Source organism: Epibacterium sp. MM17-32 (assembly GCF_022348205.1).
Classification (GTDB): Bacteria; Pseudomonadota; Alphaproteobacteria; order Rhodobacterales; family Rhodobacteraceae; genus Epibacterium.
The window spans coordinates 159,243-176,471 of the sequence record NZ_JAKRFC010000005.1; the positions used below are offsets into that span (position 1 = coordinate 159,243).

The 17,229-nt window shown below is 63.4% G+C and carries 17 protein-coding genes; 12 read left to right on the plus strand and 5 right to left on the minus strand.

The window, feature by feature from the left end; all coding sequences use genetic code 11:
- Window positions 1-2 precede the first annotated feature (2 nt).
- Genes MHM88_RS10430 through dxs form a run of 4 tightly spaced genes read left to right on the plus strand, consistent with a single transcriptional unit; the run spans window position 3 to window position 3,998 of the window.
- Window positions 3-929 carry a histone deacetylase family protein gene (locus MHM88_RS10430; protein WP_239364110.1) on the plus strand — a complete coding sequence of 309 codons (927 nt, stop codon included), beginning with the start codon at window positions 3-5 and terminating at the stop codon, window positions 927-929.
- Window positions 926-1,171, plus strand: coding sequence for an exodeoxyribonuclease VII small subunit (locus MHM88_RS10435; RefSeq protein WP_239322216.1), 246 nt, complete (start codon window positions 926-928; stop codon window positions 1,169-1,171). Before MHM88_RS10430 ends, MHM88_RS10435 begins: the two co-directional genes overlap by 4 nt.
- A 6-nt stretch (window positions 1,172-1,177) precedes the next feature.
- A complete protein-coding gene (locus MHM88_RS10440; protein WP_239364112.1) occupies window positions 1,178-2,041 on the plus strand; it encodes a polyprenyl synthetase family protein in 864 nt (287 codons plus the stop codon).
- Between the two features lie 28 nt (window positions 2,042-2,069).
- A complete protein-coding gene (gene dxs / locus MHM88_RS10445) occupies window positions 2,070-3,998 on the plus strand; it encodes a 1-deoxy-D-xylulose-5-phosphate synthase (protein WP_239364114.1) in 1,929 nt (642 codons plus the stop codon).
- Window positions 3,999-4,047: 49 nt separating this feature from the next.
- On the opposite strand, the gene MHM88_RS10450 is transcribed toward dxs, so the two are convergent.
- Complete coding sequence (locus tag MHM88_RS10450) at window positions 4,048-4,929, minus strand: SDR family oxidoreductase (protein WP_239364116.1); 882 nt, start codon at window positions 4,927-4,929, stop codon at window positions 4,048-4,050.
- An 83-nt stretch (window positions 4,930-5,012) separates the two neighbouring features.
- On the opposite strand from MHM88_RS10450, the gene MHM88_RS10455 reads away from it, so the two are divergent.
- Window positions 5,013-5,648, plus strand: a complete 636-nt coding sequence (locus tag MHM88_RS10455) for a class I SAM-dependent methyltransferase (RefSeq protein WP_239364118.1) — start codon at window positions 5,013-5,015, stop codon at window positions 5,646-5,648.
- A 174-nt stretch (window positions 5,649-5,822) separates the two neighbouring features.
- Here the strand turns inward: MHM88_RS10455 and MHM88_RS10460 are convergent, their stop codons facing one another.
- Genes MHM88_RS10460 through MHM88_RS10475 form a run of 4 tightly spaced genes read right to left on the minus strand, consistent with a single transcriptional unit; the run spans window position 5,823 to window position 10,134 of the window.
- Window positions 5,823-6,611 (minus strand): carnitinyl-CoA dehydratase, encoded by a 789-nt coding sequence (locus MHM88_RS10460; protein ID WP_239364120.1) that lies wholly within the window; start codon window positions 6,609-6,611, stop codon window positions 5,823-5,825.
- Window positions 6,608-8,647, minus strand: coding sequence for an acetate--CoA ligase family protein (locus tag MHM88_RS10465; RefSeq protein ID WP_239364123.1), 2,040 nt, complete (start codon window positions 8,645-8,647; stop codon window positions 6,608-6,610). Before MHM88_RS10465 ends, MHM88_RS10460 begins: the two co-directional genes overlap by 4 nt.
- A gap of 6 nt (window positions 8,648-8,653) precedes the next feature.
- Complete coding sequence (locus tag MHM88_RS10470) at window positions 8,654-8,968, minus strand: SelT/SelW/SelH family protein (protein WP_239364126.1); 315 nt, start codon at window positions 8,966-8,968, stop codon at window positions 8,654-8,656.
- A gap of 2 nt (window positions 8,969-8,970) precedes the next feature.
- Window positions 8,971-10,134, minus strand: coding sequence for an acyl-CoA dehydrogenase family protein (locus MHM88_RS10475; protein WP_239364129.1), 1,164 nt, complete (start codon window positions 10,132-10,134; stop codon window positions 8,971-8,973).
- Between the two features lie 84 nt (window positions 10,135-10,218).
- Between MHM88_RS10475 and MHM88_RS10480 the strand changes: the two genes are divergently transcribed.
- The 7 genes from MHM88_RS10480 to msrA all read left to right on the plus strand — a co-directional run bounded on the left by MHM88_RS10480 (window position 10,219) and on the right by msrA (window position 17,185).
- The gene (locus MHM88_RS10480; RefSeq protein WP_239364132.1) at window positions 10,219-11,178 is read left to right on the plus strand and encodes a GlxA family transcriptional regulator; all 960 of its coding nucleotides are present in this window, start codon (window positions 10,219-10,221) and stop codon (window positions 11,176-11,178) included.
- 142 nt (window positions 11,179-11,320) lie between these two features.
- A complete protein-coding gene (ade, locus tag MHM88_RS10485; RefSeq protein WP_239364135.1) occupies window positions 11,321-13,126 on the plus strand; it encodes an adenine deaminase in 1,806 nt (601 codons plus the stop codon).
- Window positions 13,119-14,585: an AMP nucleosidase gene (locus tag MHM88_RS10490; protein WP_239322227.1), complete on the plus strand. Its 1,467-nt coding sequence runs from the start codon at window positions 13,119-13,121 to the stop codon at window positions 14,583-14,585. Before ade ends, MHM88_RS10490 begins: the two co-directional genes overlap by 8 nt.
- 143 nt (window positions 14,586-14,728) lie before the next feature.
- Complete coding sequence (locus MHM88_RS10495) at window positions 14,729-15,022, plus strand: HU family DNA-binding protein (RefSeq protein WP_005618395.1); 294 nt, start codon at window positions 14,729-14,731, stop codon at window positions 15,020-15,022.
- 142 nt (window positions 15,023-15,164) lie between these two features.
- Entirely contained in the window at window positions 15,165-16,076 is a 912-nt protein-coding gene (locus MHM88_RS10500; RefSeq protein ID WP_239364138.1) for a DMT family transporter, read from the plus strand.
- A 147-nt stretch (window positions 16,077-16,223) separates the two neighbouring features.
- On the plus strand, window positions 16,224-16,673 hold the full coding sequence (gene msrB / locus MHM88_RS10505; RefSeq protein ID WP_239322229.1) for a peptide-methionine (R)-S-oxide reductase MsrB: 450 nt from the start codon (window positions 16,224-16,226) through the stop codon (window positions 16,671-16,673).
- Entirely contained in the window at window positions 16,670-17,185 is a 516-nt protein-coding gene (gene msrA / locus MHM88_RS10510; RefSeq protein ID WP_239364141.1) for a peptide-methionine (S)-S-oxide reductase MsrA, read from the plus strand. Before msrB ends, msrA begins: the two co-directional genes overlap by 4 nt.
- Window positions 17,186-17,229 lie beyond the last annotated feature (44 nt).

Here is a 17,229-nt window from a genome sequence, read left to right on the forward strand (position 1 = left end):
CTATGACCACTGCCTTGCTGACCCACGCGGATTGCCTGACGCATGAAACACCCGGAGGCCACCCGGAGCAGGTGGCCCGCCTCGAACATGTGCTGCACGCACTTGCGGGGCTTGACCTCAAGCGTGTCACCGCCCCGGTGGCCGCCGAAGATGACATTCTGCGGGTGCATCCCGCCCAGTATCTGACGGAGCTCCGCCGCGAATTGCCCGTGGAAGGGCGCAAGCAGCTGGATGCGGACACCTGGATGTCACCGGGATCGCTGGACGCAGCCTTCCGCGCGGCCGGGGCTGCGGTGCGCGCCGTCGACATGGTGCTGGGGGGCGAGGTCGGGAATGCGTTCTGCGCCACCCGTCCGCCCGGGCACCACGCCGAAACCGACACGCCGATGGGGTTCTGCCTGTTTGGCAATGCGGCGCTGGCCGCAAAACACGCGCTGGATCACCACGGGCTCAAACGCGTAGCGGTGGTGGATTTCGACGTGCATCACGGCAATGGCACCCAGGACCTGCTCTGGGACGAGAAACGCGCCCTGGTCATCACCTCTCAGCAAATGCCGCTGTGGCCTGGCACCGGCCACCCGGAGGAGGACGGGGCCCATGGCAACGTGATGAACCTGCCGCTGCCGCCCGAAAGCGACGGCGCCGCCATGCGGGAGCTTTACTCCGAGCAGGTGTTTCCGCGCCTGCGCGCCTTCAAGCCGGAGCTGCTGATCCTGTCGGCCGGGTTTGACGCCCACACCGACGATCCGCTAGCGCAATTGCACTGGCGGACGGAGGATTTCCGGTGGCTTACGGCAGAGCTGTGCCGCCTTGCGCAAGAGCTGTGTCAGGGTCGTATCGTCTCGACTTTGGAGGGCGGATATGATCTGAACGCCCTAGCCGACGCCGCCAAGGCGCATGTGGAAGAACTGATAAAGGCCGCGACATGACAACCGAGACCCCCGTCGAAGAGATGAGCTTTGAAACTGCGATGCAGGAGTTGGAACGCGTCGTCGATAAACTGGAGCGCGGGGACGTGGCACTGGATGCGTCCATCGCGCTTTACGAGCGGGGCGCTCAACTGAAAAAACGCTGCGAGGACGAGCTGAAGCGCGCCGAGGAAAAGGTCGCCGCGATCACGCTGGATGCCAACGGCCAGCCCGCCGGCACGCAACCGCTCGACGCGGGATAAGAGCCGATGACGGCAGGGTTTGCCGCCGCGCTCTCGCAGGCGCAGGCGAAGATCTCCACCCATATGGACATGCGCCTGACGGCGTCAGATGTGCTGCATCAGGCCATGGCCTACGCGTTGCGCGGTGGCAAGATGCTGCGCGGCTTCCTGGTTCTGGAGAGCGCGCGCCTACACGATGTGCCCGAACCGGCCGCGCTTGAGGCGGCGCTGGCGATCGAGTGCATCCACGCCTATTCGCTGGTCCATGACGACCTGCCCTGCATGGACGACGACGACCTGCGGCGTGGCCAGCCGACGCTGCACCGAAAATGGGACGAGGCCACGGCGGTGCTGGCGGGCGACAGCCTCCAGACCCTGGCGTTTGAACTGCTCGCCCGTGACGCGGTCGGCCCTCATGCCGTGACCCTGATCCGCACTCTGGCCGAGGCAGCCGGCAAGGACGGCATGGTCTCCGGTCAGATGCTGGACATCGCGGCAGAAACGGCAGAAACCCCGCTGACGCTCGACGACATCACCACGCTTCAGGCGCGCAAGACCGGCTGCCTGATCGAATGGTCCGCCTGCGCCGGTGCCCGGCTGGCAGGTGCCGATCCCGAACCGCTGCGACACTATGCGCAGGCCCTCGGACTGGCTTTTCAGATCGCCGACGACATCTTGGATATTGAGGGCGATGCTGCCACCGTGGGCAAGGCGGTGCGCAAGGATGCGGAGGCCGGTAAGGCCACGTTTGTGTCGCTGCTCGGGCTGGAGGGGGCAAAATCGCGCGCGCTGGACCTCGCCGACCAGGCCTGTGCAGCCCTTGCCCCCTATGGTGCGGCAGGCGATACCTTGAAGGACGCCGCCCGCTTCGTTATCTCGCGCGACAGCTAAATCGCGCCCCGAAGGAGCCACGACCCGCATGACCGACCGGCCACAGACCCCGCTCCTGGATCAGATCGCATCGCCTGCGGATCTGAAACGTCTCTCTGACGCGCAATTGGAGCAGGTCGCGCATGAGCTGCGGCAGGAAACCATCTCTGCCGTCTCTGTCACCGGCGGCCATCTCGGCGCAGGGCTCGGCGTGGTGGAGCTGACCGTAGCACTGCATGCAGTGTTCGACACGCCCAAGGACAAGGTGATCTGGGACGTCTCGCACCAGAGCTATCCCCACAAGATCCTGACCGGGCGGCGCGATCGCATTCGCACCCTGCGCATGAAGGACGGTCTCTCGGGGTTCACCAAACGGACCGAGAGCCCCTATGACCCCTTTGGGGCGGCGCATAGTTCCACGTCGATTTCCGCCGCGCTGGGTTTTTCCGTGGCGCGCGATCTGGGTGGCGTCACCGAAGAGGGTCTTGGCGACGCGATCGCTGTGATCGGCGATGGCGCCATGAGCGCCGGCATGGCGTTTGAGGCGATGAACAACGCAGGTCACCTCGGCAAGCGGCTGATCGTGATCCTCAACGACAACGAGATGTCGATCGCGCCGCCGGTTGGGGCGCTGTCGTCCTATCTCAGCCGGCTTTATACCGAGGCGCCGTTTCACGACCTCAAGGCCGCCGCCAAGGGCGCGGTCTCTTTGTTGCCGGAACCCTTCCGCGAGGGCGCCAAACGCGCCAAGGACATGCTGAAAGGCATGGCCATGGGCGGTACCTTGTTCGAATCCCTCGGCTTTTCCTACATCGGCCCCATCGATGGTCACGATATGGACCAGCTTCTGCCGGTGCTGCGCACGGTCAAGGCGCGCGCGACCGGGCCGATCCTGATCCATGCGGTCACCAAAAAGGGCAAGGGCTATCGCCCGGCCGAAGCGGCGCGCGACAAGGGCCATGCGACGGCGAAATTCGACATGGTGACGGGCGAGCAGAAAAAAGCGCCCTCCAACGCGCCCTCTTACACCTCGGTCTTTGGCAACACATTGGTGGAGCTGGCCGCACAGGATTCAAAGATCTGCGCGGTCACCGCCGCGATGCCCGACGGTACCGGCCTCAATCTGATGGCAGAGCGCTACCCCTCGCGCACCTTTGACGTGGGCATTGCCGAGCAGCACGGCGTGACCTTTGCCGCGGCACTGGCGGCGGGCGGGATGAAACCGTTCTGCGCGATGTATTCCACCTTCCTGCAACGCGGCTACGATCAGGTGGTGCACGATGTCGCCATCCAGCGCCTGCCCGTCCGCTTTGCCATTGACCGTGCCGGTCTGGTCGGCGCCGACGGGGCCACCCACGCGGGCTCGTTCGACATCGGCTATATGGCCAATCTGCCCGGCATGGTGGTGATGGCCGCCGCTGACGAGGCGGAGCTGAAGCATATGGTCGCCACCGCCGCCGCCTACAGCGATGGCCCCATCGCCTTCCGCTATCCGCGAGGCGAGGGCGAAGGCGTGGAAATGCCCGAACAGCCGCAGGTGCTGGAGATCGGCAAGGGCCGGATGATCCAGTCCGGCACGCGCGTGGCGCTCTTGTCCTTTGGCACCCGCCTGGGCGAGGTCCGCAAAGCGGCGGAGGCGCTTGCGGCCAAGGGCATCACGCCGACCATCGCCGATGCGCGCTTTGCCAAGCCGCTGGACCGCGACCTGATCCTGCAACTGGCGCACGATCACGAGGCGCTGATCACCATCGAGGAAGGCGCGGTCGGCGGCTTTGGCTCGCATGTGGCGCAGCTGTTGTCCGAGGAGGCTGTGTTTGACGACGGCCTGAAGTTCCGCTCCATGGTTCTGCCCGATACATTCATCGACCAGGCCAGCCCCCGCGACATGTACGACGTGGCCGCAATGAATGCCGAGCACATCGAGGCGAAGGTGCTCGACATTCTAGGGGTTGCAAGGATCGGGGAAAAGCGGGCCTGAGTATGCTCCCACTGCCCCAGCAGCTCAACCTGCGCTGGATTGGGCCTACTCAGACCCCCGGCGGATCCGCCGGAGGGACAAAACGTTCCATATCCTCGGCTGCAAACACCGCTTTCAAACCGCTGCGATAGTCCGGGTAGCGCAGGGTGACGCCGAGCTCGTCCTTGATGCGGGTGTTACGCACCCGCTTGTTCTCGCCATAGAAGCTGCGCGCCATCGGGCTCATCCCCGCTTCGTCAAAGGGCACTTCGGCAGGCACCGGAAGCCCCAGCAGCTCGGCGGCATAGCCCAGCACATCCTGCGGCGGTGCGGGTTCGTCATCGCAGACATTGTAGATCGCGCCCGGGTTGGGCCGCGCGATGGAGGCCGCCAGCACCTGCGCGATGTCATCGACATGGGTGCGCGAGAACACCTGCCCCGGCTTGACGATCCGGCGGGCGCGACCTGCCATCAGCTTGGCAAAGGGACCCCGGCCCGGCCCGTAGATCCCCGCCAGACGAAAGATGTGGAGCGGCAGGTTCGGGACGGCCTGCCACGCCGCCTCGGCACCTGCGCGCCAGTCGCCACGCTGGCTCGATGGCGTCACGGGCGTTTGCTCGTCCACCCAGGCACCATCGTGATCGCCATAGACCGCCGTGGTCGAGAGGTAGCCGACCCATTCCAGAGATGGCAGTGCCGCCACACGCGCACCGAGTTCATTCAGAACCGGGTCGCCCTGTTCGGATGGGCTGATCGACAAGAGGATATGGGTCACCTCCTCCAGCGGGACAGTGTCGCCGGGCCATGTCAGGAGTTCCACTCCGGCCATCGGCTCGGCTTCGGAGGGATCGCGGGTGGTGCCGAGGATACGCCAGCCCGGTCCCGCGAGGGTCCGCGCCAGAGCCCGCGCCGTGTAGCCAAATCCAAAGCAGAGAAGCGTCTTTTTCGTCATGTTTCGGACCATGCGATCCACGGCGGGCAGATGCAAGACGGCAAGGGCTTGATTCGAATCCCCGCCGCGCCTTTGATCTGTGCATGACCAGAAAAACACCCGATGTGAGCGACGCCTATGCGGCGGCGTCCCCCAGCGACTTGCGCCGGCTCTATGCAGACTGGGCGGACAGTTATGACGAAAGCTTTGCCAGGTCAGAGGCCTATCTGTTGCCCGGCCTGACCGCCCGGGCCTTCGCCCAGGCTGGCGGACAGGGGCCTGTGCTCGATGTGGGCGCAGGCACCGGTCTGTGTGGCGTCGCCTTGTCGGGGTTGCGGATCACCCCGGTCGACGCCGCCGACATCAGCCCGGATATGCTGGCACAGGCGTTGCGCAAGGATGTCTACCGTGACGTGATCGAGGCGGACCTGTACGAGGGAATCCCGGTCCCTCGGGCCAGTTACGCAGGCGTCGTCTCCTCCGGAACCTTCACCCATGGGCACCTCGGACCGGAGGTCCTGCCCGCCATTCTCAGGGTCGCACGTCCCGGAGCCTGGCTGGCGATGTCCATCAACGCGGCCCATTATCAAAAAGCCGGCTTTGCCGAAGCCTTTGACCGTTTGCTGCGTGGACAATGGATCAGCAACCTGTCCCTGCCCGAAGTCCGCATCTACGGGGGCGACGCACGCAGCGCCCATCACGAGGACACCGCGCTGATCGCCCTGTTTCAGAAGGTCTGATCGCGGATGCGCCGCGCCGTGCCGCCAGGCACGGCGCCCGGCCCAACTGTTTTGGTCGCCCGCGAGGGCGGCGGAAACAGGCGGGAGCGCCCCCTCCTCCGGGTTTGCCCTCACGCTCCAATCGGGGCGGTTGCGCCGGTCAGTGGCCCGCCACCGGTCGGATATGGGGCGGCCTCAGCGTCCTTTCCACACCGGGTCGCGCTTTTCGGCAAAGGCTCGTGCGCCTTCAAGGTTGTCGTCGGATCCGTAGAGCACATCCACCGTCCGCAGCTGCCGCCCGGTGACGCGGTTCATCGCGTCCTGAAACTTGGAATCCTCGGCATCACGCACGATCTCCTTGATCGCGGCATAGACCAGCGGCGGACCGGAGGCGAGAAGGCGCGCCAGCTCCCAGGCGCGGTCGATCAGCTGATCGCCGGGGATGATTTCATTCACCAGCCCCCAGCGATGGGCCTCTTCAGCATCGAACCAGCGGCCCGTCAGCAGGAGCTCCATGGCGATGTGATAGGGAATGCGCTTGGGCAGCTTGATCGACGCAGCATCCGCCACCGTGCCGGAGCGGATCTCCGGCAGGGCAAAGCTGGCGTGATCGGCCGCAAGGATCATGTCCGCCGACAGGGCCAGCTCCAGCCCGCCGCCACAGGCGATGCCGTTCACCGCCGCGATCACCGGCTTGTTGAGGTCGCGCAGCTCCTGCAAACCGCCAAAGCCACCGACGCCATAATCGCCATCCACCGCATCGCCGTCAGCGGCCGCCTTCAGGTCCCAGCCGGGGCAGAAGAATTTCTCGCCACCCCCCGTTATGATCGCAACCCGCAAGTCATCGTCATCGCGAAAGGCCTGAAACGCCTCGCCCATCAGGCGCGAGGTTAGCAGATCGATGGCATTGGCCTTGGGACGGTCCAGCGTGACCTCGAGGATGCCACCCTCGCGGCGGGTTTTGACGGGATTTTCTTCACTCATCGCAACATGTCCTTTCTGCGCATCAGCGCATCCGCTGCCACCGCATCCGTCGGGGTGCACAGCAACGGGTTGATTTCGATTTCTTCCAGACCTTCAGCCTCGGCGACCACATAGGCCTCGATGGATCGGATCGCGCGCAGGATCGCATTGCGATCCGCCGCCGGCGCGCCGCGATACCCTGTCAGCAAGGGCGTGATCTTCAACCCGTCGAGTGCCGCGTTCAAAGCAGCGTCAGAGGCGGGCAGCAGGACCGAGGCGCTGTCCTGCATGATCTCGGTCAGCGTCCCGCCTGCGGCAAGGGTCAGCACGAAACCATGTGCGGGGTCCTTCACCACGCCAACCAGCAACTCGGCCACCGCGCCGGTGACCATCTCCTCGACCAGGAACCGGTCGGTGGGCATGGCCACGGCGGCATCGCTGACCTCCTGTCCGGAACAGAGGTTCAGCTTCACCGCGCCTTCCTCGGTCTTATGCGCGATGCCTTCGCCCTTGAGCACCACCGGATAGCCGATATCCGCCGCCACCGCACGGGCGGCCACCACAGTACGGGCAGGTTTGGCACGTGGCACCCGGAGGCCAAAGCGCGCAAGCCAAGCCTTGGCTTCGCCCTCGGGCACCAGATCCGGCTCGTCATGGGTCTTGGTGGGCAACAACAGCGGATGCGCCAGTTCCGGCAAGGGCTGGCCGGCCGCCTCGATGGCAGTGATCGCCTCGGGCAGACCCAGCATAGGCACCACACCGGCAGCGATCAGCTGTTCGGCCACCTCTTCGGGCAGCAGTTCCGGCAGGGTTGCCAGCATGGCGATCGGCTGGTCGGTCTGCTGCCGCACCGCGATGGCGGACTGGATCGTGCAATCCCAGTCAGAGGCGTCACACCGGTCGGGGCGTGGGAAATCCACCACAAGGATCGTCAGCGCCAGTTGCGGGTCGACCATCGCAGAGAAGGCCCGCGTCATCGCTTCCGCGTCGCGCCAGATATAGGTGTGGTAATCGAGCGGGTTCGCCAGCGCCACCATCGGGCCCAGTGCCGCGCGCAGATCGCTGCGCTGGCGGTCGTTCAGCGGTGGGAAGCTTACCCCGCGCCCATAGGCGGTATCCGCAGACAGGCTCGCCTCGCCACCGGAACAGCTGATCGTTGCGATACGGGTCGAGGACAGACGCCCCACAACATGCATCAGCTTCAATGTCTCAAGGAACGAGGGCAGATCATACAAGCGCGGAATGCCAAGACGCGAAAGCAAGGCCCCGGCACCCGCGTCGCCCCCGGCCAGCGAGGCCGTGTGCGAGACTGTTGCGGCACGGGCTTGCGCAGAGCGTCCGACCTTCAGCGCGATGATCTGCTTGCCCAGCTGACGCGCCTTCAGCGCCAGCGCCTCAAACGCGCGCAGATCGCCAAATCCTTCGATATGCAATCCAAGCGCGGTGACACGGTCATCTTCCAGCAGCGCCTCGCCGATTGCCGCCAGTCCGGTCTGGGCTTGGTTGCCGCAGGTCACCACATAGGCCAGCGGCAGCGCCCGGGTCTGCATCGTCAGGTTGATCGCGATATTGGAGCTCTGGGTGACAATCGCCACGCCCTTTTCCACCCGCTTGCCGCCATGCTGGTCGGGCCACAACAGCGCCCCGTCGAGGTAGTTGATGAACCCGTAGCAGTTCGGCCCGAGGATCGGCATGTCCCCGGCCGCCGCCAGCAGACGCTGTTGCAGGTCAGCGCCCTCGGCGTCTTCCGCCTCCGCCTCCAGAAAACCGGAGGCAAAACAAACCGCCCCGCCGGCGCCGCGCGCGGCCAATGCCGTGACGATGTCGATGGTGACAAAGCGGTTCACCCCGATGAAGCTGGCATCCGGCGCCGCGGGCAGGGCAGCCACGTCCTTGAACGCAGGAAGGCCCGCGACCTCTTCGGCCTTGGGATGTACGGGCCAGATTTCGCCCTCAAACCCCATCTTGCGGCATTGCTCGATCACGGCAGCGCACCAGGCACCACCACCGATAACGGCAATGGTTTTGGGGCGAAAGAGCCTTTTTAGAGACTGCATTTGACGTTATTCACCCGAGGTTTCGCGGTCCAGATGCCCAAGGCTCTGATCCGGGTTGATATGATCGCGCACGCGGGTCTTCAGTTCTTTCACATCCGGAAAGCCGCCGTCCCGTTTGCGCTCCCAGATCACCTCTCCGTCGAGAGTGATCTCAAAAGTTCCGCCGATCTCGCCCGGCACCAGAGTGACACCACCCAGCTGTTCCTGAAAGGTCGACAGCAGTTCCTGGCTCATCCAGGCGGCGCGCAACAGCCAGTTGCAGCCAATGCAATAAGTAATGGTCACAACAGGTTTCCGAGCGGTTTCAGTGGGATCGGACAAGGTCAGCCTCCAAGCGGTCTCAGCACCTCGCGGCTGATGATGTGCCGCTGGATTTCACTGGTGCCCTCCCAGATACGCTCCACACGCGCGTCGCGCCAGATGCGTTCGAGGGGAAGTTCGTCCATCAGTCCCATGCCGCCGTGGATCTGGATCGCTTCATCCGCAACCATGGCGAGCATCTCGGTCGCCTTCAGCTTGGCCATCGACATGTCGCTCTCGGTGACGGTGCCCTGATCAAACTTCCAGCCGGCTTCCCAGGTCAGCAGATTCGCGGCCTTCAACTCGGTGGCCATATCGGCGAGCTTGAACGAAACCCCCTGAAACTTGCCGATTTGCTGGCCGAACTGCTTGCGCTCAGCGCTGTATTCGACGGCGTGTTGCAGCGCCCGTTCGGCGCGGCCCAGACAGGTTGCGGCCACTTGCAGGCGGGTGGCGCCCAGCCAAGTGTTGGCGACCTCGAAGCCCTTGTCGACCTCGCCCAGAACGGCGGAGGACGGCAGGCGGCAATCGTCGAATTCCAGCACCGCGTTGGTGTAGCCCCGGTGCGAGACATTGCGATACCCGTCACGGACCGAGAATCCGGGTGTGCCCTTGTCGACGAAGAATGCCGTGATCTTTTTCTTCTTGCCGCGTGGGGTGTCCTCTTCCCCCGTGGCCATGAAGACGATTGCGAAATCGGCCACATCCGCGTGGGAGATGAAATGCTTGGTGCCGTTCAGGATCCAGTCGTCGCCATCCTTGCGGGCCGAAGCGGCCATGCCGCGCAAGTCGGACCCCGCGCCCGGTTCCGTCATCGCCAGGCAGTCCCATTTCTCACCGCGGATACAGGGAAAGAGATATTTCTCCTTCTGCTCCTCCGTGCCCGCCAACAGGATGTTGGAGGGACGCGCGACGCTGGTCCAATGCAGCGCGTAATTGGCGCGACCGAGTTCCTTTTCATAGAGCAGCCAGGACAGCGTATCGAGACCAGCACCGCCCACCTCTTCGGGCATATTGGCAGCATAAAGCCCGGCTTCCATCGCCTTCTTCTGGATGTCCCTTACCAGATCCATGTCGAGATGGCCGTTGCGCTCGATCTCCAGCTCATGCGGATAGAGCTCTTTTTCCACAAAGGCGCGCGTGGTTTCGACGATCATCGCCTGTTCTTCTGTCATGCCGAATTGCACCGGGCGTCTCCTTGTTGATGTGGTTGCTTGCACTTGAGGCTAGAGGTCGCCTAGCGTGTGTATCGTGCAGAGGTGACCAAAATCATGCAGAAATGGACAAATGAATTCGCGGCAGCGCAGCAAGTGGATGTCCTCTTGTTCGACGATTTCTCTGCCCATTGCCTTGCCAACACGGTGGAACCGATGCGGGCGGCCAACACGCTCGCGCGGAGGGAGCTCTATCGCTGGCGGTTCCTGTCTCTGACAGGCGCGCAGGTGGTGTCCTCTTCCGGTATGCAAGTCACCGCGCACGGGCGGCTTGCGGAGTTTTCCGGCGATATGCTCGCCGTGATGCCGAGCTATAATTTCCTGCGCCAGGACGGGACCGCGACCCGGCGCGGGTTGCGCGCTGCGGCCAAACGCTATCGCGAGATTGCCGGGTTTGATACCGGACCGTGGCTGATGGCAGCCGCGGGGTTGCTGGACGGGCGTGTCGCGACCATCCACTGGGACGAGTTGGACCGGCTTGCAGAGGCATTCCCTGAGGTTGGGGTGCAGCGCAGGCGATATGTACAGGATGGCAACAGGACCACCTGTACCGGGGCGCTGGCCGCCTTTGACCTGATGCTGGAACGGATCGGCGCACGCCACGGACAAGCCCTGCGCCTGGAGGTCGCGGCCTTGTTCATGAGCACCGAAGGTGGCGGTGCGACATCTGAAATCACGCTCGCCCGCACACGCGTCGTGGCGCGCGCCGTGGCCCTCATGCAAGGCCACCTGGAAACTCCGCTAGCGATCCCGGAAATTGCCCGTCGCATCGGTCGCCCGCGCAAGGATCTGGAAGCGCGCATGAAGGCGGATCTGGGCGCGACACCCGCGGCCGTGTATCGGCGGTTGCGGTTGATTCAGGCCAGAAAGCTCTTGTTAGAGACTGATATGAGTGTCTCCGAAGTGGCGGCCCGCTGTGGATATGACAACCCAAGCGCGCTCACCAGAGCGTTCAGATCGGAATTCGCCACAACACCCAGAGCGTTGCGACAAGCACCTGGCCCGGAGCGGGAATGAGTGCGCACCCGCAGTAACGGGAGGCCGCATCAGGGACCTCTGTTCCGGTGCCAGCGGGATGCAAGTTGGTCTGGTTCATGACAGTGTTATGATCGCCCAATAGGGGTCTTGCACGCCGGAACGCAATCATCAACACTAGGCCATGACAAACAAGACCTTCCCAAGCTGGCCCGACGTCGCCCCCCAACTGATCGAAACCGCTGCCGGACGCAGCCCTGCCGATACGGTGATCCGCAACGGCAAATGGGTGAATGTGCACACGCGCGAGATTCTCGACGGGCATGACATCGCAATCACGGCCGGTCGCATTGCCTATGTGGGACCGGATGCGTCCTATTGTATGGGGCCGGACACGCAGGTGATCGAGGCTGAGGGCCGCTATATGGTGCCGGGCCTCTGTGACGGGCACATGCATATTGAATCGGGTATGCTGACGCCTGCGGAATTTGCCCGCGCGGTGATCCCCCATGGCACCACCACCATGTTCACCGACCCGCATGAGATCGCCAATGTTCTGGGCCTTGAAGGCGTGCGTCTGATGCATGACGAGGCGCTTTTACAGCCCGTCAATATCTATACCCAGATGCCCTCCTGCGCGCCGTCGGCACCGGGGTTGGAAACCACGGGGTATGAAATCTCTGCCGAAGACGTCGCAGAGGCGATGACCTGGCCCGGTATTATCGGCCTGGGCGAGATGATGAACTTTCCCGGCGTGGCCAATGGCGACGCCAAGATGCTCGCCGAGATCGCCGCCACCCAACGTGCGGGCAAAACCGTGGGTGGGCATTATGCTTCGCCCGACCTTGGCCCCGATTTTGCGGCCTATGTGGCCGCCGGCCCGGCGGATGACCACGAGGGCACCTGCGAGGCGGATGCCATCGCGCGGATGCGACAGGGGATGCGGGCCATGGTGCGGCTGGGGTCCGCCTGGTACGACGTCGAAGCGCAGATCACCGCGATCACGGAAAAGGGTCTCGACCCGCGCAACTTCATTCTGTGTACCGATGACTGCCATTCCGGCACGCTGGTCAATGATGGCCATATGAACCGAGTGGTGCGTCACGCAATAGACTGCGGCTGTGATCCGCTGGTGGCGATCCAGATGGCGACGATCAATACCGCCACGCATTTTGGTCTGGAGCGCGAGATCGGCTCCATCACCCCGGGTCGCCGTGCGGATGTGATCCTGACCTCTGATCTGAAGACCCTGCCCATCGAGGTGGTGATCGCTCGCGGTCAGATTGTTGCGGAATCAGGCTCTATCAAGGTGGATTGCCCACATCTGGACTGGCCCGACACCGCACGCGGCACCGTGCATCTGGGGCATGAGTTGACGGCGAAGGACTTTGAACTCGCCGCGCCTGAAGGCGCAAATGCCGTCACCGCCAATATCATCGGTGTGGTGGAAAACCAGGCCCCGACCAAGGCGTTGAAAGCTGAACTGCCGGTCGAGAACGGTCTCGTCGAAGGCAAGGAAGACGTCTGCCAGATTGCCCTCGTCGAACGTCACCGCGCCACGGGTGGCGTCACCAATGCCTTTGTCTCGGGTTTTGGCTACGAAGGCCGCATGGCGATGGCCTCGACCGTGGCGCATGACAGTCACCACATGATCGTGGTCGGCACGGATCGCGCACAAATGGCCCTGGCGGCCAACCGTCTGGCCGAGGTCGGCGGCGGCATCACGATCTATCGCGACGATGAGGAACTGGCGCTGGTGGAACTGCCGATTGCAGGGTTGATGTCCGACAGCCCGGCGTCCACGGTGGCCGCCAATGCGCAGAAACTGGTCGAGGCGATGGAGGCCTGCGGCTGCAAACTGAACAACGCCTATATGCAGCACTCGCTTTTGGCGCTGGTTGTGATCCCGGAACTGAGGATCAGCGACCTCGGCCTTGTCGATGTGCGCACATTCAAGAAAATTCCAGTGATCGAGCCGTTTAATGAATGATGTAAAAACACCCGCCCTCCCCGAAGCAGAGAGCTTCACCGATGCCAAGGCTGCGGTTGCGCGCCTGATCGCGCTTTATGACAGCGCGACTAATTTCCTGTGTGATGAGTTCATCGCCGCGATGAGCGCCGGCGCCGCGCCCGGCAGCCGTATGCGGGCCTTTTACCCGGAGGTGCGCTTTACCACCACGACCTACGCGCAGGTGGACAGCCGCCTCAGCTTTGGCCATGTGGCCGATCCCGGCACCTATGCCACCACGGTGACACGCCCGGATCTGTTCGAACACTATCTGGAGCAGCAGATCGGGCTTCTGATCAAGAACCATGGCCAGCCGGTGATTGTCGGCGTGTCCGATACCCCGATGCCGGTGCATTTTGCCGTTGCGTCCCGTCCCGGACTGACCGTGCCGCAGGAAGGCGCGGCACGCTTCACCCTGCGCGATGTGTTTGATGTCCCGGATCTGGCGACCACCAACGATGACATCGTCAATGGCACCTACGTGCCAGAGAATGGCGTGGGGCCGCTGTCGCTGTTTACCGCCCAGCGGGTGGATTATTCCCTGGCGCGTCTGGCGCATTACACGGCGACGGACCCGGATCATTTCCAGAACCACGTCCTGTTTACGAACTACCAGTTCTACGTCACTGAATTCGAAGCCTACGCCCGCGCGCAATTGGCCGATCCCGCCAGCGGCTACACCAGTTTCGTATCAACCGGCAACGCCGAGATCACCGAGGCCGACGGCGAGTTGCCCATCTCTCCCAAGATGCCGCAAATGCCGACCTACCACCTGAAGCGGCCGGACGGGAACGGCATCACGCTGGTCAATATCGGTGTGGGGCCGTCGAATGCCAAAACCGCCACCGACCACATCGCGGTTCTGCGTCCGCATGCATGGCTGATGGTCGGCCATTGCGCCGGGCTTAGAAACTCTCAGGCGCTTGGCGATTTTGTCCTGGCCCACGCCTACCTGCGCGAGGATCACGTGCTGGATGATGACCTGCCGGTCTGGGTGCCGATCCCGGCGCTGGCGGAAATTCAGGTGGCGCTGGAGGAGGCGGTGGCCCAGGAAACCGGCCTTGAAGGGTACGACCTCAAGCGGATCATGCGCACCGGCACCGTTGCCAGCCACGACAACCGCAACTGGGAGCTGCGGGATCAGTCCGGCCCGGTGCAACGCCTGAGCCAATCCCGCGCCATCGCGCTGGATATGGAGAGTGCCACCATCGCCGCAAACGGCTACCGGTTTCGGGTGCCCTACGGAACGCTCCTGTGCATCTCCGACAAGCCCCTGCACGGTGAATTGAAGCTGCCCGGCATGGCCTCGGACTTCTATCGCACGCAGGTTTCACGACACCTTCTGATCGGTATCAAGGCGATGGAACGGCTCAGAACCATGCCGCTGGAACGCCTGCACAGCCGGAAACTGCGCTCCTTTGACGAAACGGCCTTCCTGTAATGGCGAAAATATGCTGTTTTCCACGGAAATTTGCTTGTTTGGCGCTTGATCTTGCACGCTACGCGTTGTGTTGTCCCACAACATAACGCTAATGTTACGCGATGAGGCCCCAACACGTCGGGCAGTTTCAAGGAGAGCTAAGAATGTCCAAACCGATGACCAAAACTCAGCTTGTGGCAGCACTGGCTGAGGAAATGGACAGCGACAAGAAAACCGCTGGTGCCGCTCTGGATGCCGTTTGCAACCTGATCACCCGCGAAGTGTCCGGCGGCGGTGCCGTGACCCTGCCGGGTGTTGGCAAGATCTACTGCCGTGAGCGTCCCGAGCGCGAAGTGCGCAACCCGGCCACCGGCGAGAAGTTCATGAAAGAAGCAGACAAGGTCGTGAAAATGACCATCGCCAAAGCGCTGAAAGACAGCGTCAACGGCGACGCCTGATAGACCTTTTGGTCCGGCGACGGCTTCGGGGCTGCCCTATCGGGCGGCCCATTTTTTTTGATTGTACCAATTCCTCCGCTCTCCCTATTCAGCCCGATGATTACTGGGTAGCGTGCCGCCAACGACCAGGAGGGACTGACGGATGGATCTGCGCGCACTTGCCATGGGGCTCGCCTTTGCCCTGATGTGGTCCTCGGCTTTTACCTCGGCCCGGATCATTGTGGCGGACGCCTCACCGCTGTTCTCTCTGGCGCTGCGGTTTTTGATCTCCGGCCTGATCGGCGTCATGATCGCCCGTGCCATGGGGCAGACCTGGCGGCTGACGCCGGGCCAGTGGAAGGCCACGATCCTGTTCGGGATCTGCCAGAATGCGCTCTACCTCGGTCTGAACTTTGTCGCGATGCAATGGCTTGAGGCGTCCCTGGCGGCGATCATTGCCTCCACCATGCCGCTCTTGGTGGCGCTGGCGTCCCTAGCGTTCTTTCGCGAACCCATCCGCCCGCTTGGCCTGCTGGGGCTGGTCGCGGGGATTGCCGGCGTGGCGCTGATCATGGGCACCCGGATCGGGGCCGGTGTTGACCTGCTCGGCCTTGCCCTCTGCGGGATTGGAGTTCTGGCGCTGACCACCGCCACACTCGCGCTGCGGGGCGCGACATCCGGCGGCAATTTCATGATGGTTGTGGGATTGCAGATGCTGGTGGGCGCTGCGGCGCTTTTCCCGGCGGCCTTTGCGTTTGAAACCATCCGCGTCGAGCCCAGCTGGCCGCTGGCAATCGCCTTTGCCTATACCACCTTTGTGCCGGGGCTGGCGGCGACCCTGATCTGGGTGATGCTCCTGAACCGGATCGGGGCCGTGCGGGCAGCCACCTTCCACTTTCTCAACCCGGTGTTTGGTGTTGCGATCGCCAGCTTCCTGCTGGGAGAGCAGCTCGGCCCGCTGGATATCCTGGGCGTCGGTGTGGTGACGCTGGGCATCCTCGCGGTTCAACTCGCCCGCCACCCCGCACCGCCAAAGCAACCGCTGCCCACATCGCTGCATCCGCAAGCGGATTGACACGGGTCCACCGCAGGGTGCCCACACACGCACAATCACGTTTACGCATGATGCGCCGATTACAGGCCAGGGCACTTGCGCTTCAGGCATTGAAAGCGCAGTGTCGAACCCCACTTAATGCCGCATCAGATCAGGTGGGAGGGCCCCATGACCAAATATTTCAAGAACCCTGATGTCATCGCCGCGCTGTCCGAAGAAGAATTCTACGTGACCCAGAATTCCGGCACCGAACGTCCCGGCACGGGAAAGCTGCTTTCGAACAAGGAGCCCGGTATCTATGTGGACATCGTGTCCGGAGAGCCGCTGTTTGCCTCTTCCGACAAATACGAATCCGGGTGTGGCTGGCCGAGTTTCACCAAACCGATCGAACCCGCACATGTGCAGGAGTTGGAAGACCGCACCCTTGGCATGATCCGCACCGAGGTGCGCTCCACCCATGGTGACAGCCATCTCGGCCACGTCTTCCCCGACGGTCCCGCGGATCGCGGCGGCCTGCGCTACTGCATCAACTCGGCGTCGCTGCGCTTTATCCATCTCGACGATATGGAGGCGGAGGGCTATGGCGCCTACATCAATCAAGTGGAGGACCACCGATGAGCAAGACCGAACGCGCCGTTCTCGCAGGCGGCTGCTTCTGGGGCATGCAAGAGCTGATCCGTCACCGCAAAGGTGTCCTCAGCACCCGCGTCGGCTACACGGGCGGCGATGTGCCGAATGCAACGTATCAGAACCACGGCACCCACGCCGAAGGCATCGAGATCACCTTTGACCCCGAACAGACCTCTTACCGCGAGATGCTGGAGTTCTTCTTTCAGATCCACGACCCCACGACGACCAACCGTCAGGGCAACGACATCGGCATGAGCTACCGCTCTGCGATCTACTATGTCGATGCGCGTCAGAAACAGATCGCCGAGGACACCATCGCCGATGTGGAGGCCTCTGGCATCTGGCCCGGCAAGGTCGTGACCGAAGTGGAACCTGTCGGCGATTTCTGGGAGGCGGAGCCGGAGCATCAGGATTATCTGCAGCGGCTGCCAAATGGGTATACCTGCCACTTTCCACGCCCCGATTGGGTGCTGCCAAAGCGCGATCAGGCCGCTGAATAATCCTTCTTAGAGCCCGAGTATGGCTCAGATCAACCAGATACAGG